Genomic DNA, 19,556 nt, shown 5'->3' with positions numbered 1-19,556 from the left:
CTGACGATACGCTGCTGCGTCCCTGCGGACGCGGCCACGCTCCTCTTTGAGCCGGGGATTTCCCATGGTCGGTTCTCTTCTTTTGCGCGGGATGCTGGTCGGCGTCCTCGCGGGTCTTGTCGCATTCGGTTTCGCGCGCCTCTATGGCGAACCTCAGGTGGCGCTCGCCATCGCCTTTGAGGAAGCGAGTGGCGGCCACAGCCACGCGGAGCCCGCGCCGGCCGCCGCGCACAGCCATGATGGCCATGCCCACGCGGGCGAGGCCCACGACCACGGCCCGGCGGCCGCCGACGAAGAGGTCTTCAGCCGCGCCACGCAGGCCGGTCCCGGCCTTCTGGTGGCCCTCACCGTCTATGGCGCCGCCATGGGCGGGCTGCTCGCGCTGGTCTTCGCCTTCGCCAACGGTCGGCTCGGCGCCCTGTCGCCGCGCGCCGTAGCCTCCCTGCTGGCGCTCGCCGCCTTCGTCGCGCTGGTGCTGGTGCCGGGGCTGAAATATCCGCCCAACCCGCCGGCGGTGGGCGATGCCGCCACCATCGGCCTGCGGACTCGGCTGTTCTTCCTCATGCTTTCGGCGTCGCTGATCGCTCTGGTGGGCGCCGTCGTGCTCGCCCGCCGCCTGGCCGCCCGCAACGGGGCCTGGAACGGCAGCCTCATCGCGGCGCTGGTCTATGTGGCGGTGATCGCCGGCGTCATGGCCCTGCTGCCCGCCATCGACGAGGTTCCCGACGGCTTTTCGGCCAGCCTCCTGTGGCAGTTCCGCCTGTCGGCGCTCGGTCTTCAGGCGGTGCTGTGGGGGGTGATGGGCATCGCCTTCGGGGCCTGGGTGGAATATGCGCCCCTCTCCTCGCGGCCCCGCCTCGCCCCGGCGCGCTGAACGGCACTCCCCGAAAAGCATCGATCAGGAGCCTCATCGGGGGTTCCCTTCGCGCCTGCGGGAGGGCACCCTGCGGGCCCGCCTGAACCGGGCCCGTTGATAGAAGCGCGCAGGAACCACGGGAGGCCTCTCCTCCCGGCCCCCTGCGCCCAAGGTCTGATGCCGCCGATGGACGCCTCTCCGCCCCTCGCTTCACCGCCGGCCCCGGCGCCCGATGCAGCAGACGCCATGCTGGCCGAACAGGTGGCGCGCGGCGAGCGGGCGGCGCTGGCCCGCGCCATTACCCTGATCGAGAGCCGGCGGCCGGACCATCGCCGCCGAGCGGAAGCCCTGCTCCAGACGCTGCTGCCGCGCACCGGGAATGCGGTGCGCGTCGGCATTACCGGCGTGCCGGGTGTCGGCAAATCCACCACCATTGATGCCCTCGGCAGCCATCTGACCGCCGCCGGGCACAAGGTGGCGGTGCTGGCGGTGGACCCCTCCTCCACCCGCACCGGCGGCTCCATCCTCGGCGACAAGACGCGCATGGCGCGGCTCGGCACCAATCCCAATGCCTTCATCCGGCCCTCGCCCTCCGGTGGCACGCTGGGCGGCACCGCCGCCAAGACCCGCGAAACCATGTTGCTGTGCGAGGCTGCCGGCTTCGACGTGGTGCTGGTGGAGACGGTGGGCGTGGGCCAGTCGGAGACGGCGGTGGCCGATCTCACCGACACCTTCCTGGTGCTCATGCTGCCCGGCGCGGGGGATGAATTGCAGGGCATCAAGAAGGGCGTGCTGGAACTCGCCGACATCGTGGCCGTGAACAAGGCCGATGGCGACAACCTGCCCCGCGCCCGCGCGGCGGCGGGCGAATATCGCGCGGCGCTGCATCTGCTCGGCGCCCGCCAGCCCTTCTGGTCGCCGCGCGTTCTCACCTATTCGGCCCTGACGGACGATGGCGTCGCGCAGGTGTGGGAGGCTGTTCTCGACCATCGCAAGGCGGCCGAGGCCGCGGGGGCGCTCGCGGCGACCCGTCAGGCCCAGCAGGTGCGCTGGATGTGGACCCTGCTCCAGGAGCGCCTTGCGGAAAAAGTACGGACTGATCCCGCCATCAAGGCGCGTCTCCCCGGCCTGGAACGCAGCGTCGCCGACGGCACGCTCGCCCCGACCCTCGCGGCGAACGAGATCGCCGCCTTGCTGGGGCTTTGAGCCAATGGCGCTGCCGCTCCGCGTGCTCATCTGCGGCTTCGGCCCCTTTCCCGGCGTCCCGTCGAACCCCTCCGGACGCCTCGCCGGCAAGCTCGCCCGGCTGCGACGCCCTGCGCTGGCGGGTCTCGACATCCGCCTGAAGCTGCTCCCCACCACATGGGAGATGCTGCCGCAGGTGGCGGACTGGATCTCGGACGAAGCGCCGGACGTCGTCCTCATGCTGGGTGTCGCCGCGCGCCGCAAACGCCTGTGCGTGGAAACGCGGGCCGTGAATGCCGCGAAGGACGCACCCGATGCCCGCCGCCGCCATCCGGTCGCCCGGCGCCTCAGGTCCGACGCGCCCGACGTGTTGCCGGCCCCAGTCCGGCCAAGGCATCTCAAGGCGGCGCTGGGCCGCCGGGTCCCGAGCGCGCTCTCCCGCGACGCCGGCCGCTATCTGTGCAACGCGCTTTCCTTCGAGACATTCGCCGCCCTCAGGGCGCATCAGCGCGACACTCCGGCCGTGTTCATCCATCTGCCGGGCGTGCCGAAGGGGCGGCGGGCCGCTTATGACACAGCCCAACTCGCCGCGCTGGGCGACCTGCTGGCGGCGCTGGTGAGCGCGGCGCGGAAAACCGCCCTCCCATGACCATCTACCTGCCCATCGCCGAACTGCCCGTCGCCATGTTCACCCTGTTCGCGCTCGGGGCAGCGGTGGGCTTCGTCTCCGGCATGTTCGGTGTGGGCGGCGGCTTCCTCATGACGCCGCTGCTGCTGTTCATCGGCGTGCCGCCGGCTGTGGCGGTGGCGAGCGTCTCCACCCACATGGCCGCCTCCTCCTTCTCCGGCGCCCTGTCCTATTTCCGCAAAGGCATGGTGGATCTGCAACTGTCCGGCATGCTGCTGGTGGGCGGCCTCACCGGGACGGTGGTCGGCGTCGGCACCTTCACGGTGCTGCGGGCCTATGGGCAGGTGGATCTCGTCATCGGCATCTCCTACGTGACGCTGCTCACCACGCTCGGCCTGCTGATGCTGACCGAAAGCGTGCGCGCCATCGCCCGGACACGCGCCGGACAGGCGGCACTGGTCCGCCGGCCCGGGACACGCGCCTGGTTCCTGCGCATGCCGTTCAAGATGCGCTTCCGCCGCTCGCGCATCTATGTGTCGCTGCTGCCAGTGGTGGGCCTTGGCCTCGTGATCGGCTTTCTCGGCGCCCTGCTCGGCATCGGCGGCGGCTTCATTCTGGTGCCCGCGCTCATCTATATGCTGCGGGTGCCGACCCAGACGGCGGTCGGCACCTCGCTCGTCATCACCCTCGTCACCATGTGCATCGCCACCATCCTCCAGGCGACCGTGAACGGCACGGTGGATGCCGTGCTGGCGCTGATCCTGATGCTCGGGGGCACCGTGGGCGCGCAGTTCGGCGCCCGCGCCGGACAGGGCATGCGGGCCGAGCACCTGCGCCTGCTGCTGGGCCTGCTGGTGCTCTGCGTCGGCCTGCGCGTCGGCTATGACCTGGTGCGCACGCCGGCCGATCCCTATGCCGTCAGCGTTCAGGAAGCCCGTGGCCTCTCGCCGGCACGGAGTGTCCAGCCATGAGAGCACTCGCGGCGATGCTGCTGGGTCTCGCCCTGGCGTGCGGCGCGGGCCGCGCCCATGCCGAACGGCTGGTGCTCTCGCCATCGCAGGCGGACGTGCGCATCTCCTCCAATTTCGCGGGCGTCGAGCTCGTGCTGTTCGGCGCCATCGAGGGTGCGACGCCCGGCTCTTATGATGTGGCGGTGACGGTGCGAGGCCCGCACGAGACGGCCGTGACCTGGCGCAAGTCCCGCCTGCTGGGGCTCTGGATCAATACCGACAGCCGCACCTTCATCGACACCCCGTCCTATCTCGCCGTCGCCACCAGCCGGCCGGCGGCGGAGATGGCACCGGCGGAACTGCTGCGCCGGGAGCAGATCGGCCTGTCTCGGAACATCTTCATCCAGCGGGTGGGGCCGGACTTCGCCGACGTGGTCGCGGACGATCCGTTCCGCGCCGCCTTCCTGCGGATCAAGGAATCGGAAGGGCTCTACGAGGAGCAGCCGCAGGGGGTGAGCTTCCTGTCGCCCAGTGCCTTCCGCGCGACATTCGCCTTGCCCGGACGCGCCCGCACCGGTCGTTATGAGGTGGTGGCAAAGCTGCTGCGGGGCGGGGTTCTCGTGGCCGAAGCCCGTACGGCATTCGAAATCCGCAAGGCGGGATTTGAGGCCAGGATGGCCGGATTTGCCGAGAATGAAGGCTTTTTATACGGCCTCGCGGTTGTATTTGCGGCACTTTCCGTCGGGTTCGGGGCCAATGTGGTGTTTCGTCGCGATTAAAAAACACGCACCTATCCCAGCCCCCGCTACCGTCGCTCGGTCGCGGAGGAATGCTGAAATGCATGACTTTTCTTTCGCGACGCTTGAGCTTTGAACGAATGGTGCAAAGCGGCGAGATTTTCCTTGCAGGAATGATCGCGGCAGGTTGTATAGCGAAGAACATCCGGTGCATCGCTGACGCGCCGCGAGCTTCGGGTACCAAGCCCTGACCGGTGCCCGTAGGGGTGGGACGGTGCCTTTCTAGAGGGCGCCGTCCCATCTTCCCTGAGCTTCACATCCCGATATTTCCCCGCCCGATCGTCCGCCCTCGGCCTGTCCCCAAGGCGCAGGGGGTGGCAGGCTGCGCACATTCCGGGCATATGGAGGCGTCGGCACCGGGCAGGCGATCGTCCCGGCGCCACCGCACGAAGCCCGCGCCCTGTCTTGGAGCGCGGCCAGGACTGAGGGGGCCCCATGACGTCCGCACCCGCGCCGGCCTCAAGCGCCGTTTTCGTCACCGTGGAGGGCGGCATCGCCCGTCTCGTCCTGTCCAATCCCCAGCGCCGCAATGCCATCTCGAGCGGCATGTGGAAGGCGCTGGCGGACTTCGCCGCCGAGGCGGGAGGCCGCAGCGACATCCGCGCGGCGGTGATCCGGGGTGAGGGCACGCTGGCCTTCTCGGGCGGGGCCGATATTTCCGATTTCGACGCCGCGCGGGCGGACGCCTCCGGCGCGCAGACCTATGACGAAGTGGTGGAAGCGGCCTGCGCCGCCTTCCAGGCGCTGCCCTTTCCCACCCTCGCCCTCGTGCACGGGGCCTGCGTCGGCGCCGGTGCGGCGCTTTCCGCCTGCTGCGACCTGCGCCTTGCGGCGACGGACGCCTTCTTCGCCATTCCCGCTGCGCGCCTCGGCCTCGGCTATGATCCGCGCGGTGTCTCCCGCCTCGTGCGCGCCTTCGGCCCGCAAGCCGCTCGGCTGATGCTGTTCACCGCCGAGCGCCTGCCGGCGGAGCGCGCCTTCGCCCTTGGTGCCGTGGACGAGATCGCCGCCGCGGACGCGGTGGACGCGGCCGCAGAGCGCCTGCTGTCGCGCATGGCCGAAAATGCCCCGCTGACGCTGAAGGCGGCCAAGCTCGCCATCCGTGCAGCAGAGGGTGCGGGCGGCGGCGCCTTCGCGGAGGCCCGGCGTCTCGCCGCGGCCGCCAATGCCAGCGCGGATTATCGTGAGGGCCGGCTCGCCTTTGCCGAGAAACGCGCACCCCGCTTCAAGGGCGCCTGACCGGCCCGCCCGCATCGCTGCGCATGCGGCCTGTGGGTTGTGCCACGGGAACGGGTTGCGCGCCGACGGCGGGTGCGGATATGGTCCCGGCCCTGCGCTTTGGGGCGTAGCCAAGTGGTAAGGCAGGGGATTTTGATTCCCCCATTCCCAGGTTCGAATCCTGGCGCCCCAGCCAGAGCTTTTGCACTTTCGCAATCCGACCCTTCTTGCGGCAGATGAGCCCGTGACGCGGGTGCGGTCCGGGGCTGGATTGCGCATTCACAATCCCCATTTATAACGACGCTCCGACGGAGCCGTGGTGCGCGTCAGGCGGGACGTTGAAGAACAGGATCGGGCCTGAGGATCGGCTCGGCCGAGGGGGATTGCGTGCAAGCCAAGTCCGCGGAGCGAAGCCAGACCATCGCCTCTTATTTTTCCGAATCCGCTCGTGTGATCGCCAGCCTCGACGCCCTGAGCTCGAATGTGGAACGGGCAGCCGACGCCTGGATCTCGGCCCTCTCCACGGATCGCAAGGTCATGTTCTGCGGCAATGGTGGATCGGCGGCCGATGCGCAGCATCTCGCGGCGGAAATCATCGGCCGCTATCGGATCGACCGCGCCCCCATGGCGGCGCTCTCCCTGACCGTGGACACCTCCGCCCTGACGGCCATCGCCAATGACTACGGCTATGACACCGTCTTCTCGCGGCAGGTGCTCGGCCTCGGACGGCCCGGCGACGTTCTGGTGGGGCTGTCCACCAGCGGCAACAGCCGCAATGTGGTGAAGGCCTTCGAGGCGGCTCGGGAAATTGGCATCGTCACCATCGGCATGACAGGCGAGCAGCCGGGCCTGATGGGTCCGCTCTCGGACATCCTGATCCCCGTGCCGCACAAGGTGACGAGCCACATTCAGGAAGCCCACATCGTCATCGGACATCTCATCTGCGGGATCGTCGAGACGACCCTCTGCGCCCCGAAGCCTTGATCCCCGCTGGAGAAAGAGGCCGCCCGGCGGTGCTGCCGCCGAGCTACGTCGAGCCCTATCCGCCAGCCCATCGGGCTCACGAGACAGGCCTGACATAAGCCGGTAGGGACCGTCCGGCGCCGGACCTTCGCAGGCGCGCGCCTCCCGAAACGCCGCGCTCCGGCCTCAAAAGGGCCCGGTCCGTGAACGCCTGACCTTCCGCGACCCGCGCCGCCCGCTCACTCCGAATAGCGCTGCTCGGTCCACGGATCGCCGCGCTCGTGATAGCCGCGCACTTCCCAGAAGCCAAGCCGATCGGCAGGGATGAATTCGATGCGCTTCACCCACTTGGCGCTCTTCCAGAAATAAAGATGCGGGATCACCACCCGCACCGGCCCGCCATGGGCGCGCGTGAGCGGTTGACCCTCCCAGGAATGGGCCAGAAGGGCGTCCTCGGCGGCGAAATCCTCGATGGGAACGTTGGTGGTGTAGCCGTCATAGGAATGCATCACCACGAAGCGCGCGCTCGGCAGCGGCTCCACCATGGCCATGAGGTCGCGGGTGAGCAGGCCATCCCAGCGATTGTCATAGCGCGACCAGGTGGTGACGCAGTGGATGTCCGTCACGAGATCTGACTGCGGCTGCGCCTTGAAGGCAGACCAGTCCCAATGCGCGGGATGGGCCACCAGGCCGTCCACGTCCAGAGTCCAGGCGTTCAGCGGGACTTCGGGCTGCAGCCCAAGGTCGAGGACCGGCCAGTCCTTCACCAGATGCTGGCCGGGCGGCAGTCGGTCCTCGCCTGTCCGGGCGACCCGCCCGGTGAGGAAGCGGCCTTCCCGCGCCCATTTCTGCTTGGTCGCGGTCAGCTTGCTCTCGGGCAGGTCCGGTGCCGTTTCGGGCGCGTCGGGGCGGACGTCGGTCATGGCTCTCTCCCGCACGGGGCGCACCGCGGCGCAGCGGCGCGTTTCCCAGTCATGGTCGATCCTAGCATGCGTCGCACACGCCGCCTTGTACGCACGCACGATTCGCGGCTGGACGCAGCGCTCAGGACAAGGCCGGCACCGGCGCCGCGATATCGAGGGTGCTAAGGATTTCGTAGGACCGCAGACGGGCGGAATGGTCGAAGATGGCGGAAGCCACCATCAGTTCGTCCGCCTGCGTCTCGGTGATGAGGGCCTTCAGTCCGGCCTCCACGGTCGCTGGCCCGCCGACGATGGCCCGCCCGAGCATGCCCTGCACCTGCACCTTCTCCATCGGCGTCCAGTAGGTCTCGATATCGTCGATGGGCGGAGGCAGTTGGCCGCGCGTGCCGCGGAACATGTGGGTGAAGCTCTGCTGGGTGGAGGTGAAGAGGCGCCGCGCCTCGGCATCCGTCTCCGCCACCACCACCGGCACGCCCACCATCGCATGGGGCTTCTGCAACTGGCGCGAAGGCTCGAACCGGGCGCGATAGGTGTCCAGCGCCTGGATCAGAAGCTCCGGCGCGAAATGCGAGGCGAAGGCATAGGGCAGGCCCAGCATGCCGGCGAGCTGCGCACCGAAGAGGCTGGAGCCGAGAATCCAGAGCGGCACCTCGGCGCCAGTGCCCGGCACCGCCCGCAGCCGCTGGTCCGGCTGCGCCGGACCGAGCAGGGCCTGAAGCTCCAGCACATCCTGCGGGAAGGTGTCGGCGGCGCGCGGATCGCGGCGCAACGCGCGCATCGTCCATTGGTCGGTGCCCGGCGCGCGACCAAGGCCGAGGTCGATGCGACCGGGATAGAGGGCCTCCAGCGTGCCGAACTGCTCGGCGATCACCAGTGGGGAATGATTGGGCAGCATGATGCCACCAGCACCCACGCGAATCTTCCGCGTGCCGCCGGCCAGATAGCCGATGACGACCGAGGTAGCGGCGCTGGCGATGCCCACCATATTGTGGTGCTCGGCCACCCAGAAGCGATTGTAGCCCCACCCTTCCGCATGCTGGGCAAGATCGAGGCTGCGCTGGAGCGCAGCGCGAGCGGTCGCGCCCTGAGGAATGGGGGCAAGATCAAGAATGGAAAGCTTGGTCATTGAAAGGTCCCGCGCCAGCCCCCGCTTTCCCTTCAGATCAGATCACGGGCGCTGTTTTGCAAGGGCGGCGAAGCAATTGCGAGGATCACGCAAATCTGCATGCAATACGCATCCAACAGCCTTTTTTATAGACAATTGCCCACTGAATAGCCACATGGCCATGCGCAAAATTAAAGCTACTCCCCTGCTCAAGGATGTCTGACTGCCTCATGCAAGTCATTGAAGATGCATATTAAAATAGGCGTCGTCGTGCAGTCCGTCACGCTGGCGCGGTTCGTGCTTGGGCGGGGCTAGGTCATTGCAGGAGCCCTCATGGACACCGTCGCTTCCCTTCTCGCCGCCTATCGGGGCGGCCAGCGCACCCCGAGCGACACGGTGCGCGCGACCTATCGACGGATTGCCGAGCACGCCGACCCTGCCCTCTTCATCACCCTGCGGCCGGAAGCGGACGTGCTGGCGGAAGCCGCCGCGCTGGAGGCGCACCACGATGCCGCCCTGCCGCTCTACGGCATTCCGGTGGCGGTGAAGGACAATATCGACGTCGCCGGCCTGCCCACCACCGCCGCCTGCCCGGCATTCGCCTATGAAGCACAGGCCGATGCCGCCGCCGTGGCGCGGCTCAAGGCGGCGGGCGCGCTCATCATCGGCAAGACCAATCTCGATCAGTTCGCCACAGGCCTCGTGGGCGTGCGCTCGCCCTACGGCATCCCGCGCAACGTCTTCAAGCCGGAGCTGGTGCCCGGCGGCTCCTCCTCCGGCTCGGCCAGCGCGGTGGCCGCGGGCATCGTGCCCATCGCGCTCGGCACCGACACCGCCGGATCTGGCCGCGTGCCGGCCATGCTCCAGAACATTGTCGGCCTCAAGCCCAGCCTTGGACTCGTGCCCAGCCTCGGCCTCGTGCCCGCCTGCCGCACGCTGGACTGCATCTCCATCTTCGCGCTGACGGTGGACGATGCCATGGCCGCGCTGGAGGTCATCGGCGGCTTTGAGCCCACGGACGCTTTCTCCCGCCCGCATACGGTCGGCGCCCTCGGCCCCATGCCGGCCGCCCCCACACTGGGCGTTCTGCCCGAGGCGCAACGGGAATTCTTTGGCGACGCGGATGCCGCCGCGGCTTATGCAGGCGCCCTCGACCGCCTGAAGGCGCTGGGCGCCACGCTGAAGGAGATCGATTTCTCGCCCTTCGCGGAAACCGCACGCCTGCTCTATGAGGGCCCGTGGGTGGCCGAGCGCTGGCTCGCTGCCGAGACACTCATGACCACCGATCCGGACGCTTTGCATCCCGTGACCCGCGCAATCACCGAGGGCGGGGCGAAGCCCACGGCGGCGGATGCCTTCCGCGCCCTTTATCGCCTGCAGGAACTGCGCGCCGTCGTGCGCCCCGTGCTGGCCGGTCTCGACGCCCTCGTGGTACCGACCGCTCCCACCGCCTACAGCGTGGAGGAGGTGCTGGCCGATCCCATCCGCCTCAACTCGCGGCTCGGCACCTACACCAATTTCGTCAACCTGCTGGACCTGTGCGGCACGGCGGTGCCCGCCGCCGTCGCGGCCTCGGGCGTGCCCTATGGCATCACCTTCCTCGCCCCGGCCGGGCAGGATGCGGAGGTCGCCTCTCTCGCCCGGGCCTTTGCGGCCGATACCGGCCTGCCCGTGGCCGCCAGCGCGGAGAGGCCCGCCTATCCCCCGCTTGCCCCGCCCGCCGATCCCGATCGCTACGAGATCTGCGTGTTCGGCGCGCACATGTCCGGCATGCCGCTCAATGCGGAGCTGAAATCCTTCGGAGCCCGCTTCGTCACCGAAGTGGAAACAGCGCCTGTCTATCGCATGTCGCTCGTGGAAGGCCCCCGCCCCGGCGTGGTGCGGGTGAACGAGGGCGGCGCGAGCCTCAAGGGCGAGATCTGGTCCCTGCCCTATGAGGGGGTCGGCCGGCTCGTGGGCGCCATCGTCTCCCCCCTCGGCCTCGGCACCGTGGAACTCGCGGACGGACGCACCGTGACCGGCTTCCTCTGCGAAGCCGCCGCCACGCACGGCTGCCCGGACATCACCGCCTTCGGCAGCTTCCGGGCCTATGTGGCCTCAGTGGGGTGAGACGGAGAGGGGCAGCATGCCCCTTTTCACCGCAATGACGAGAAGGCGTGACCCGCCGCCAGATCGGCGAGGGTGAGCCTGATCCCTTCCGCAAAGCTGAGCCGCGGCCGCCAACCGAGGGCGGCGTGGGCGGCGGAGATATCCAGAACGCTGACCGGCACGTCGTAGGGGCGTGCCGGCTCGTAGCGCACATCCAGCGGCCGGCCGAGTTCCGTCTCCAGTTCCGCGATGATCGCGTTGAGGGTCACGCCCTGCCCCGAGCCGATGTTGAAGGTGTGCGACGCGCCAACACTGTTGGCGCAGGCCAGCGCCACCAGCCCCGCCGCAGCGTCGGCGATATGGACATAGTCGCGCACCACCTCGCCATCACCCCAGATGACGATCTGCTCATTATTGATGGCCCGAGCAAGAAAGGTGGTCGCCGCCCCCTGCCCGCGCGCCAGGTTCTGACCCGCACCGAATGGATTGGAGAGGCGGGCAATGCGCGTGTCGAGCCCATGGAGATTGCTGTAGGTGGAGATATACAGCTCGGCGGCAGCCTTGCCGGCACCATAGGCGTTCAGCGGATTGAGCGCATGATCCTCTCGCACCGGCACGCGGTGCAGACGCCCGTAGACCGTGCCACCCGACGACGAGAAAACGAGGCGCCGCTTCCGCTCTTCCTGACGGGCCCGCATCGCATCCAGCAGGGCGATGGTCGGCAGCACGTTGCCCTTCATGTCGGCGCCGGGATCGGCATTGGCGGAAGACGGGATCGACGCCCAGGCATAATGATGGATGACGTCGATGTCGGCGATCAGATCATCCCAGTCTGCGGTGGCAAGATCGAACGGACGCCAGGCGATGGAGCCGGCCACATCGTCATCAAATCCGAAGGACAGCGGCACCCGATCCGCCAGGATGACCTTGTGTCCCGCCCGTGCCAGCAGGATCGCCACATGGCGTCCGATAAAGCCACAGCCCCCCAGAATGAGATGGTGCTCGACCATGTCTTGGTAATCCGTCGTAATTGTTCAGGGTGGGCGCCGGCGGAAGACGTCAGGAAGCAGGAGAGCGGCCCAACCCGATGATGGCGTCGGGCCACGGCAGGCCCGATACGCGCTCGACGGCCTCCATCTGCGAACCGCGGCGCGCCCTCTTGAAATGCATGGTACCAGGCACGGGCTTATGCGCGACGCCATTGCGCAGCGTCATGACGTTCCAGTGCCAGTCCTCGTGCCCAAAGCCGAGGCGCAGGTCATTCGCCCGAAAGGGAAAGCGGCGGTAAATCTCGGTCCGCGCGATGGTCAGCGCATCCCAGAAATTCCCCCACGCCAGATAGGCGCCATCGCAGAGCGCGATCTCGGAATCCGTGTGCCACCAGAGCATGCGCTTGCCGCCGAACACCAGATTGCAGGCGGAATGGGCGATGGTGTCCGGACGCGCCGTGATCTGGGCAAAGCCTGCCTTCAGCCAGTTGGAGGACCAGAGGTCGTCGGCATCGAGGAAGGCCACCGTCGTACCCCTGGCCTCGGCCACGCCCCGGTTGCGCGCACCGCCGGGATCGCCGGCATCGGAGATCGCGTAGCGCGCGCGGTCCCCAAGAGCCTCGCGCAACACGGAACTGGTGAGCTCGTCGGCCCGGTCCAGCACCACCACTATCTCGCATCTCAGGCCCCCCCGCTCGGCCTCGGCAATGGCCGCCTCGGCACTCTTCGCGGACTGCCCGGCGATGATCCCCTCGCCATGCGCAGTGATGACAACCGTGATATCCACCGGCGCATCGGTCGTCTGTGGCATCTCAAATCTCCTCGATGGCGCGCAGATAGGTGGCGGGCGCATGCCGCTCCGCCACGCGCGCCTGCAGTGCGGCGGTGCGCGCCCGGCGCCCGTCGGCATCTGCCAGCATCTGCCTGATCGCCCGCTCGTATCCCGCGACGCCCTCAGATGGCGACACCAACCAGCCCGTTGTGTCGTCGATCAGTTCGGGCACGCCCCCCACCGCACTGGCCACGATGGGCATGCCGATGGTGCCGAGCTCGATCAGGATCGTGGGCAGTCCATCCCATTCGGCCGTGTAGAGCCAGCCGTCCGCGTCGGCGAGAGGCAGTTCGTCGTAATCGGCAAAGGGCGGATGCATGTTCATGTTCTTGGGCAGGGACGACAGGTCGGGCGGTGCATCGAGCACGGCCTTGCCCCAGCAGTCGAACTGGACATCGGGCATGACCTGCGCGAGCTCGATCACGAGATCGAACCGCTTCTGACGATCCAGCCTCCCGCCCCACAGGATACGCGGCCGCTCCCGCGTGACGCTGCTCGCGATCTGCTTCTCAACCACGGATTCGCGCACAGGCATCCGTGCTGGCGTATAGACCGTGCGCATGCGGGCCCGCATTTCCGCAGGCAGCTCGTAACGATCCGTCAGAACCTTCACCAGATATTCGGTGTCAAAGATCGCTGTTTGGAGATGGGGGAGAATATTCGCAAAATACCAGATCGGATATCCAACCTCGTTGCCGTGCGGATCGCGGTCGGCGCAGAAGTAATAGGAATAAAGCTTGGACGTCACGGCAAGGCGCGCGCCATACTCCACCATCATGTCGAACGCCAGACGGCTGTTGACGTTGAAGATGCGCCGCGGGGCGATCTGCTGGAGGATGACATAAAGCGCCCGTGTTCGACGATGGATCATCGCCAGATCACCGGAGATGTCGATCGCAGGCGCCTCCGGCGGATACCAGTCGGGTCGGTCCCAATCGGGCAGGTCGGTGCGCAGGATCAATGTGCGGCCGAGGCCCGCCAGGGCCGTTGCGAGTACACCGCCCACGAGATCGGCACCACCAAGCTTGCCGAAAGGCACCAGAACCACGGCGTCGAACTCGCCACCGGGTATCTTGTCCATGGCCTGGCGCACCGCACGGTATTCCGTGTCCTGGAAAGGCGTCAGATAGCCCATCTCGTGCCCGGTCAGGGATCCCACTTCCGGATCGATGGCCGCAGCCTCGGCGACCAGCGCGGCCATTTCGCGGGATCCGCAGAAGCGATCCATATGCGCAAGCGCAAGGCTGCTCGCCTGATCCCGCTCAAGGATGGAGATCAGGTCCGCCACCTCGCCCGGAGCCACATGGAAGAACATCGGACGGGGCTCGGCGCACACGGATGCCGGGGACGGAGGCGCGAGCGTGACCGCAGTCGAAACCGAGGGATCGATCTCCTGCACGGCCGGCGCAATATGGACCCGCACGGCCCGGGCCAGTGCTGCCCGCTCCCGTCGCTTCCGGCGGGAGTTCTTCATCCGCATCACGAAGTCGCGGGGGGCATTTCTTATCTTCTTGATCAGTTGCCGGATGAGCCACTTTGAACGATGACTTTTCCGCTCGTAATCAGCGACGATCGCGCGCAGCCTCGCGATTTCCTCCTGCTGATCGAAAGCGGACATCACCTAACTCCCCCGAACCCGATACCTAGCTGCATTAATCCCACCGGACATAACCGAACTGCCGAAGTCGATCCAGTGGGTATGATCCACACCCCAAAATGATTAATCTTTCTTCTGCCCCGTTGCACCGCCGCCTCAATTGGGGTCCTGTGTTTCGCCTATCGCAACTGGAATATGGCATGCCTTCGACGTTCGATTTCGACGCCCACCCGGAATTTGCGGAAATCTGGACCCGCGTTCAGCCCTTTACGATGACATCGCCCGAACGCGGCTTTGCGCTCTGGACCGCAGTCAATACCGTCATCGACAGCGACATTCCCGGAAGCTTCGTCGAATGCGGCGTGTGGCGTGGCGGTTCCTCCATGCTGATTGCGCTCACGCTTCTGGCCCGGGGCGAGCGGCACCGGGAACTGTTCCTGTTCGACACCTTTGAAGGTATGACCGCACCCGGATCCCAGGACGTGGATCTGCATGGCCTACATGCGAACGATCTGATGGCCGGCTCGCAAGGTCCGGACATCGCCGAGTTGGTGCGCGCCGCGGCGCCGCGCGACGCCGTTTATGAAGCGATGAAGAGCACCGGCTATGACATGCGGCTGGTGCGACTGGTCCAGGGCGACGTGTCGGAGACGCTTCCCCGCGTTCAGACGCTGCGGATCGCCTTGCTGCGGCTCGACACGGACTTTTATGACAGCACGCTGGCCGAGCTGACACATCTGTATCCGCGTCTGGCGCATCGCGGCATTCTCATTATCGACGACTACGGCCACTGGGCCGGGGCGAAGCAGGCGGTGGAGGAATATTTCGCCAATCCGGAGACGGGCTATGCGCGGCCGATGCTCTGGAGCATCGACTATACGGGCCGGGGCGCGGTCAAAGCCGAGCAGAAGGAAAACGTCGAGATCGCCCGATACGACTATATCCCGCCCGGCCTCACCCCGCCCGACCTGAAGCCCATTTTCCCGGATGCAGTCCCCCAGAACCCCTATGCGGTGCAGTGGCCGTATCTGAGGCCGCAAGTTCCCCATATCTGGCGTTCGGACAGCCGAAACGACACCCCCTATGTCACCGGGAACGCCTCGGTGGAAGAGGCGGCCTGCCTTTATGAGATCGCCCGCCAGTTCGCCGGTAAGCGCGGACTGGAAGTCGGCACCCATTACGGCTGGACGGCTGCCCACATTCTGGCCGCCGGTCTCCATCTCGACTGCATCGACCCGGAGCTCATGCGGGACGAACGGCTGCGTCAGGTCGATGCGTCACTGGCTCAGGTCCAGACCGAAGGCACCTACCGGCTCTGGGGCGGCTACTCGCCGCAGATGCTCGAGGAGGTTTACTCCAGCCGGCCGGAGCCCTGGTCGTTTGCCTTCATCGACGGCCTGCACGATGGCACCGCCCCCGCCGATGACGCACGCGGCGTGCTGCCTTTCCTGGCGCCGGATGCCGTGGTGATGTTCCACGACATGACCTCGCCCCATGTGGAGGCGGGCCTCGCCGTGTACCGCGACGCGGGCTTTTCCACCCGCGTGATAAACACCATGCAGATTCTCGGCGTTGCCTGGCGCGGCAATGTCACGATCTTCAACCATATTCAGGACGAGAACATCTTCCCCGTCTGGTTGCCGCACCTCGCCAAGTACCTGCCATCCGACACGGATCTCGCCACCTAGGCGGCGAGTTCCGTCCCTAGGCCAGTACGAGCCAAGGAACGAGACCATCATGAGTGCAGAGACGTCCAAGCCGATGATCTGGGAAAACCTCGTCTGCCTGAACTCGGACGTGGAGCCCAGCTTCGAGGTCCTGGGTCCGGCGCGCGATTACCACGCCACCGATTCCCGGCTGGGGGACTGGACGGCGCTGGACTATAAGGCCCCGCTAGAGCGAGATACCGCACCACTGCCGCTGACGAGCGACCGGGAAGGCTATTACGGACCCGACCATTTCAGCTACTGGGCGAGCGGCCTGGCCGATGCCCGCTACCTCCTTGAGGCCGCAGCCCAGCTTGGTGTCGATCCTCAGTGCTACCTCGACATGGGCTGCGCGTCGGGCCGCGTCCTACGCCATATGGCCCACGAGCGGCAGGGCATGCGCGCCTTGGGATGCGACATCAACCGCCTGCACGTGGAATGGTGCAACCGCTACCTTCCCGCAAACTGCACGGTGTTTCAGAACCACTCGATCCCGTCGTTGCCGCTGCCGGACAATTCGGTCGACATCGTCTCGGCCTATAGTGTCTTCACCCACATCGAAGCGCTGGAAACCGCATGGCTGATGGAACTGCGCCGCATTCTGCGGCCCGGTGGCGTGGCCTGGATCACGGTGCACAGCGAGCTCACGCTGCAGGACATGACAACGGACTGGCCGCTCTGGAACCCGACCATGTCCCACCCGGAAGCCGCGACCAAACTCGATGCCCAGCGCAATTTTGTGGGCGACCGGATGGTCCTGCGCTGGCACTCGGATAGGTCTTACGCGTCCAATGTCTTCTACAAGCTCGACTATCTCAAGAAGACCTGGTCCCGCTTCTTCGAAATCGCGGACGTACGCCGTCGCTTCCCGACCTTCCAGGATGTGCTGATCCTCCGCAAGCCGGCGTAAGGACAAGGGGGCCATCCGAGCGCCCCTCACACCCCTTCCGCATAGCGCTCGTAGGCGACTTCCACGGTCAGGATGTGGCTGCGCATGGCACTGGCCGCTTCTGCCTTGTCGCCGCGCAGGATGGCCTGCACGACGGTGTCATGCTCCGCATAAGAGAGCGCAAGGCGGCCGAGGTTGCGGAACTGGGCGCGGCGGAAGGGCTGAAGGCGCGCGCGGGTGGCGAGGGTGATCTCCGCCAGATAGGCGTTGTGCGCGCCGCCATAGAGGAAGGTGTGGAAACGGTCGTTGAGGAAGGTGTAGTTGGCCTCATCGCCCCGCCGGGTCAGGTCTGCCAGTTCCGCGTGGATCGCTTCCAGTTGCCCCCGCTCGGCCTTGGTCATGTGCACGGCACAGAGGCCGGCGCACAGGGCCTCCAGTTCCGCCATCACGTCGAACATGCCGCGCAGGCGATCGAGCGAGGGCTTGGCCACCAGCGCGCTACGGTGCGGGCGTGTCTCCACGAGGCCTGAGGCGGCGAGATCCCGGATCACCTCGCGCACCGGCGTGCGCGAGACGCCATAGCGCTTGGCGACCTCCATCTCCTCCAGCGCGGTGCCCGGCAGAATCCGGCCGCGCACGATGTCATCCGCGATCTGGAGACGCAGTTCCTCCGTGCGCGTTACCGCCCGGCTGGCGGTGCGGCGCCGGCGGGGGCGTTGAGCGGGAGGGGCCGTGACGGCCTCTGGCAGGGAACCGGACATGGAGGACAAGGCTAAAGCACTCGCAGGCGGGTGAAAACGCGTTACGCAATCGGCTCGGCAATGACGCTCACATGGGCCGCCACCACCCGCCAGCCGACGGGAAAGCGCACCCAGGTCTGCTGCTGGCGGCCGACCTTGCCGACCATGCCCTCCCGGCTGAACAGAGTGGAAGCGGTGGCAAAGTCGCGGCCGAAGGTGGTGATGACCGTGCCGGCCAGCGTCCGCATCAGGCCCTGAGGGGAACGGGCGCTCCGGAAGGCTCGGATCTCCTCGATGCCGTAGAGGTTCTCGCCGCCGCCATAACGGATCGTATGGGCGTCATCCCAGAACAGCTCATCCAGCACCGCCACATCATTGGTGACCAGCGCCTGTTCATAGCGGGCGAACGCGGCTTCCACCTCGGCCACGACGGCCGGATTGTTGATCTCCACAACGCCTCTCCCGCTCAAACCTGCGCCACCGGCGCGCGCACGGCGCCGACCTGTTCCAGATGATACGCCACGCGCAGCGCCAGATCCTCGCGCCACGGCGGGGCGATGACCTGCACGCCAATGGGCAGGCCGCCATCGAGCCACACGGGTACCGCCGCCACCGGCAGGCCGATGAAGGAGATGGGCTGCGTGTAAATGCCAAGGTTCGGCCGCACCGCCAGTTCCACGCCGTCCAGCACCATGGTGGCCTGCCCCAGCTTCGGCGCGCGGCAGGGCGTGGCGGGCGCAAGGATGACGTCCACCTCCTCGAACAGCTTCAGCATGCGCGCCCGGAAATGGCGGCGGAAGCGCTGCGCGCCGGCGACCCACGCGGCCGGAATGGCAAGGCCAGCTATGAGACGGTCCCGCACGGCCGGGTCGAAATCCTGCGGCCGCGTCCGTAGCCTCTCCGCATGGAGGCTCGCCCCCTCGGCGGCGGTGATGACATAGGCTGCCGCGCGGGCGCGGGCCGCCTCCGGCAACTCGACCGTGCGCGAGACGCCGAGCGCCGCCGCCACATGGTCCACCGCCGCGAAGGCTTCCGGCATGCCCTTCTGGCGGAAATACCGGCCGGCCACCGCGATCCTCAGGTCCGCGATGCCCTGCCCCAGTGCGGACGTCGTCGGCTCCAGCGGGCGCTCGACCTGCACCGGGTCGGCGGCATCGCCCCCCTGCATGGCGTCATAAGCGAGCGCGAGGTCTTCCACCGAGCGGGCGAAGGGGCCGAGATGGTCGAAGGCCGAGACGAAGGGGAAGGAATGGGCGCGCGACAGGCGGCCATAGGTGGGTTTCAGGCCGAAGATGCCACACAGGGACGACGGCACACGGATGGAGCCGTTGGTGTCCGAGCCCAGCGTCAGCGGCACCAGCCCCGCCGCCACCGCCGCGCCCGAGCCGCCGGACGAACCGCCGGTCATGTGGCCGAGGTCGTGCGGATTGCGCGAGGGGCCATCGTGGACGTTCTCGCCGGTGAAGTCATAGGCATATTCGCCCATGTTCAACCCGCCCACGAGGATGGCGCCCGCCGCCTCCAGCTTCTCGATCAGCGTCGCGTCGTGGCCGGCAGGTGAAAGCTCGCGGTTGATCAGCGAGCCGGCGCGGGTCGGCAGGCCCTTGATGTCGAACAGGTTCTTCACCGCGAAGGGCACGCCGGCGAGCGGTCCCAGCGTCTCGCCCGCCGCGCGGCGGGCGTCCAGTGCATCGGCGGCCGCGCGGGCACGGGCGGCGGTGACGTCGGTGAATGCGTTGACCTTGGGATCAACGGCGGCGATGCGGGCGAGCACGGCATCGACCACCGCCCGCGCGCTCACAGCGCCTGAGCGCACAGCGGCGGCAATCTCGGCGGAGGGCGCCGTGGCGTAGCCGGCGGCGACGGAGGACGGGGCGTTCATGGGCGATAGACCGCAGCCGGCTCGGCCTCGTCGCCAAGCTCATAAGACAGGACGAGATGGGCGGCGTCGGCAATGAAGCGCAGATTGGCCAGCGCCTCCTTGTGCCAGTCCGGCTCCACGGTGAGGCTGAAGGCGGCAATCGCGCCATCGAGCAGAGGCGCGAGCGCCGCATCGGGAACGGGCGGCAGGTCCGGCTTGGATGACATCT

The 19,556-nt window shown here is 67.5% G+C and carries 19 protein-coding genes and 1 tRNA gene; 11 read left to right on the top strand and 9 right to left on the bottom strand.

Going from position 1 to position 19,556, the window contains the following annotated elements; all coding sequences use genetic code 11:
- Positions 1-64: 64 nt before the first annotated feature.
- The 8 genes from DFO45_RS11065 (at position 65) to DFO45_RS11030 (ending at position 6,618) form a co-directional block, all read left to right on the top strand.
- Positions 65-874, top strand: a complete 810-nt coding sequence (locus DFO45_RS11065) for a CbtA family protein (RefSeq protein ID WP_133864911.1) — start codon at positions 65-67, stop codon at positions 872-874.
- A gap of 228 nt (positions 875-1,102) precedes the next feature.
- Complete coding sequence (gene meaB / locus DFO45_RS11060) at positions 1,103-2,062, top strand: methylmalonyl Co-A mutase-associated GTPase MeaB (RefSeq protein WP_133864910.1); 960 nt, start codon at positions 1,103-1,105, stop codon at positions 2,060-2,062.
- A 4-nt stretch (positions 2,063-2,066) separates the two neighbouring features.
- The gene (locus tag DFO45_RS11055) at positions 2,067-2,690 is read left to right on the top strand and encodes a peptidase C15 (protein ID WP_133864909.1); all 624 of its coding nucleotides are present in this window, start codon (positions 2,067-2,069) and stop codon (positions 2,688-2,690) included.
- Positions 2,687-3,640: a sulfite exporter TauE/SafE family protein gene (locus DFO45_RS11050; protein WP_133864908.1), complete on the top strand. Its 954-nt coding sequence runs from the start codon at positions 2,687-2,689 to the stop codon at positions 3,638-3,640. The genes DFO45_RS11055 and DFO45_RS11050 overlap by 4 nt, the downstream gene beginning before the upstream one ends.
- A complete protein-coding gene (locus DFO45_RS11045) occupies positions 3,637-4,398 on the top strand; it encodes a TIGR02186 family protein (RefSeq protein ID WP_133864907.1) in 762 nt (253 codons plus the stop codon). Before DFO45_RS11050 ends, DFO45_RS11045 begins: the two co-directional genes overlap by 4 nt.
- A gap of 453 nt (positions 4,399-4,851) precedes the next feature.
- Entirely contained in the window at positions 4,852-5,655 is an 804-nt protein-coding gene (locus tag DFO45_RS11040) for an enoyl-CoA hydratase-related protein (protein WP_133864906.1), read from the top strand.
- A 100-nt stretch (positions 5,656-5,755) separates the two neighbouring features.
- Positions 5,756-5,830: transfer RNA gene (locus tag DFO45_RS11035), tRNA-Gln, on the top strand.
- Positions 5,831-6,021: 191 nt separating this feature from the next.
- Positions 6,022-6,618 carry a D-sedoheptulose 7-phosphate isomerase gene (locus DFO45_RS11030; protein ID WP_208299778.1) on the top strand — a complete coding sequence of 199 codons (597 nt, stop codon included), beginning with the start codon at positions 6,022-6,024 and terminating at the stop codon, positions 6,616-6,618.
- 218 nt (positions 6,619-6,836) lie between these two features.
- Here the strand turns inward: DFO45_RS11030 and DFO45_RS11025 are convergent, their stop codons facing one another.
- Complete coding sequence (locus DFO45_RS11025) at positions 6,837-7,520, bottom strand: sulfite oxidase-like oxidoreductase (RefSeq protein ID WP_133864905.1); 684 nt, start codon at positions 7,518-7,520, stop codon at positions 6,837-6,839.
- A gap of 121 nt (positions 7,521-7,641) precedes the next feature.
- The gene (locus tag DFO45_RS11020; protein WP_133864904.1) at positions 7,642-8,646 is read right to left on the bottom strand and encodes an LLM class flavin-dependent oxidoreductase; all 1,005 of its coding nucleotides are present in this window, start codon (positions 8,644-8,646) and stop codon (positions 7,642-7,644) included.
- Between the two features lie 312 nt (positions 8,647-8,958).
- Here DFO45_RS11020 and atzF point away from each other — a divergent pair, with 312 nt between their 5' ends.
- Complete coding sequence (gene atzF / locus DFO45_RS11015; RefSeq protein WP_133864903.1) at positions 8,959-10,734, top strand: allophanate hydrolase; 1,776 nt, start codon at positions 8,959-8,961, stop codon at positions 10,732-10,734.
- A 26-nt stretch (positions 10,735-10,760) separates the two neighbouring features.
- On the opposite strand, the gene DFO45_RS11010 is transcribed toward atzF, so the two are convergent.
- The 3 genes from DFO45_RS11010 to DFO45_RS11000 are packed head-to-tail and all read right to left on the bottom strand — an operon-like array spanning position 10,761 to position 14,152.
- Positions 10,761-11,723, bottom strand: coding sequence for an NAD-dependent epimerase/dehydratase family protein (locus tag DFO45_RS11010; protein ID WP_133864902.1), 963 nt, complete (start codon positions 11,721-11,723; stop codon positions 10,761-10,763).
- A 49-nt stretch (positions 11,724-11,772) separates the two neighbouring features.
- Positions 11,773-12,513 (bottom strand): glycosyltransferase family 2 protein, encoded by a 741-nt coding sequence (locus DFO45_RS11005; protein ID WP_012170049.1) that lies wholly within the window; start codon positions 12,511-12,513, stop codon positions 11,773-11,775.
- Position 12,514: 1 nt separating this feature from the next.
- Complete coding sequence (locus DFO45_RS11000; protein WP_133864901.1) at positions 12,515-14,152, bottom strand: glycosyltransferase family 4 protein; 1,638 nt, start codon at positions 14,150-14,152, stop codon at positions 12,515-12,517.
- Between the two features lie 179 nt (positions 14,153-14,331).
- Between DFO45_RS11000 and DFO45_RS10995 the strand changes: the two genes are divergently transcribed.
- Entirely contained in the window at positions 14,332-15,819 is a 1,488-nt protein-coding gene (locus DFO45_RS10995; protein ID WP_166657103.1) for a TylF/MycF/NovP-related O-methyltransferase, read from the top strand.
- A gap of 49 nt (positions 15,820-15,868) precedes the next feature.
- Positions 15,869-16,747, top strand: coding sequence for a class I SAM-dependent methyltransferase (locus tag DFO45_RS10990; protein WP_166657102.1), 879 nt, complete (start codon positions 15,869-15,871; stop codon positions 16,745-16,747).
- 26 nt (positions 16,748-16,773) lie between these two features.
- Here the strand turns inward: DFO45_RS10990 and DFO45_RS10985 are convergent, their stop codons facing one another.
- From DFO45_RS10985 to DFO45_RS10970, 4 genes are read right to left on the bottom strand one after another with little or no spacing between them, the layout of a single operon-like run.
- Complete coding sequence (locus tag DFO45_RS10985) at positions 16,774-17,487, bottom strand: GntR family transcriptional regulator (protein WP_133864898.1); 714 nt, start codon at positions 17,485-17,487, stop codon at positions 16,774-16,776.
- Positions 17,488-17,528: 41 nt separating this feature from the next.
- Positions 17,529-17,918, bottom strand: a complete 390-nt coding sequence (hpxZ, locus tag DFO45_RS10980) for an oxalurate catabolism protein HpxZ (RefSeq protein ID WP_133864897.1) — start codon at positions 17,916-17,918, stop codon at positions 17,529-17,531.
- Positions 17,919-17,932: 14 nt separating this feature from the next.
- Positions 17,933-19,348, bottom strand: a complete 1,416-nt coding sequence (locus DFO45_RS10975) for an AtzE family amidohydrolase (protein WP_133864896.1) — start codon at positions 19,346-19,348, stop codon at positions 17,933-17,935.
- On the bottom strand, positions 19,345-19,554 hold the full coding sequence (locus tag DFO45_RS10970; protein ID WP_133864895.1) for an AtzG-like protein: 210 nt from the start codon (positions 19,552-19,554) through the stop codon (positions 19,345-19,347). The genes DFO45_RS10975 and DFO45_RS10970 overlap by 4 nt, the downstream gene beginning before the upstream one ends.
- Positions 19,555-19,556 lie beyond the last annotated feature (2 nt).

The organism is Azorhizobium sp. AG788, assembly GCF_004364705.1.
GTDB lineage: Bacteria > Pseudomonadota > Alphaproteobacteria > Rhizobiales > Xanthobacteraceae > Azorhizobium > Azorhizobium caulinodans.
Note: the sequence above shows the minus strand (reverse complement) of the source record. Positions and strands in the feature narration are given on the sequence as shown.

Coding starts and splice junctions, on each gene's coding strand:
- DFO45_RS11065 (WP_133864911.1), top strand. CDS start 65: ATGGTCGGTTCTCTTCTTTTGCGCGGGATGCTGGTCGGCGTCCTCGCG.
- meaB (WP_133864910.1), top strand. CDS start 1,103: ATGCTGGCCGAACAGGTGGCGCGCGGCGAGCGGGCGGCGCTGGCCCGC.
- DFO45_RS11055 (WP_133864909.1), top strand. CDS start 2,067: ATGGCGCTGCCGCTCCGCGTGCTCATCTGCGGCTTCGGCCCCTTTCCC.
- DFO45_RS11050 (WP_133864908.1), top strand. CDS start 2,687: ATGACCATCTACCTGCCCATCGCCGAACTGCCCGTCGCCATGTTCACC.
- DFO45_RS11045 (WP_133864907.1), top strand. CDS start 3,637: ATGAGAGCACTCGCGGCGATGCTGCTGGGTCTCGCCCTGGCGTGCGGC.
- DFO45_RS11040 (WP_133864906.1), top strand. CDS start 4,852: ATGACGTCCGCACCCGCGCCGGCCTCAAGCGCCGTTTTCGTCACCGTG.
- DFO45_RS11025 (WP_133864905.1), bottom strand. CDS start 7,520: ATGACCGACGTCCGCCCCGACGCGCCCGAAACGGCACCGGACCTGCCC.
- DFO45_RS11020 (WP_133864904.1), bottom strand. CDS start 8,646: ATGACCAAGCTTTCCATTCTTGATCTTGCCCCCATTCCTCAGGGCGCG.
- atzF (WP_133864903.1), top strand. CDS start 8,959: ATGGACACCGTCGCTTCCCTTCTCGCCGCCTATCGGGGCGGCCAGCGC.
- DFO45_RS11010 (WP_133864902.1), bottom strand. CDS start 11,723: ATGGTCGAGCACCATCTCATTCTGGGGGGCTGTGGCTTTATCGGACGC.
- DFO45_RS11005 (WP_012170049.1), bottom strand. CDS start 12,513: ATGCCACAGACGACCGATGCGCCGGTGGATATCACGGTTGTCATCACT.
- DFO45_RS11000 (WP_133864901.1), bottom strand. CDS start 14,152: ATGTCCGCTTTCGATCAGCAGGAGGAAATCGCGAGGCTGCGCGCGATC.
- DFO45_RS10995 (WP_166657103.1), top strand. CDS start 14,332: ATGCCTTCGACGTTCGATTTCGACGCCCACCCGGAATTTGCGGAAATC.
- DFO45_RS10990 (WP_166657102.1), top strand. CDS start 15,869: ATGAGTGCAGAGACGTCCAAGCCGATGATCTGGGAAAACCTCGTCTGC.
- DFO45_RS10985 (WP_133864898.1), bottom strand. CDS start 17,487: ATGTCCGGTTCCCTGCCAGAGGCCGTCACGGCCCCTCCCGCTCAACGC.
- DFO45_RS10975 (WP_133864896.1), bottom strand. CDS start 19,348: ATGAACGCCCCGTCCTCCGTCGCCGCCGGCTACGCCACGGCGCCCTCC.
- DFO45_RS10970 (WP_133864895.1), bottom strand. CDS start 19,554: ATGTCATCCAAGCCGGACCTGCCGCCCGTTCCCGATGCGGCGCTCGCG.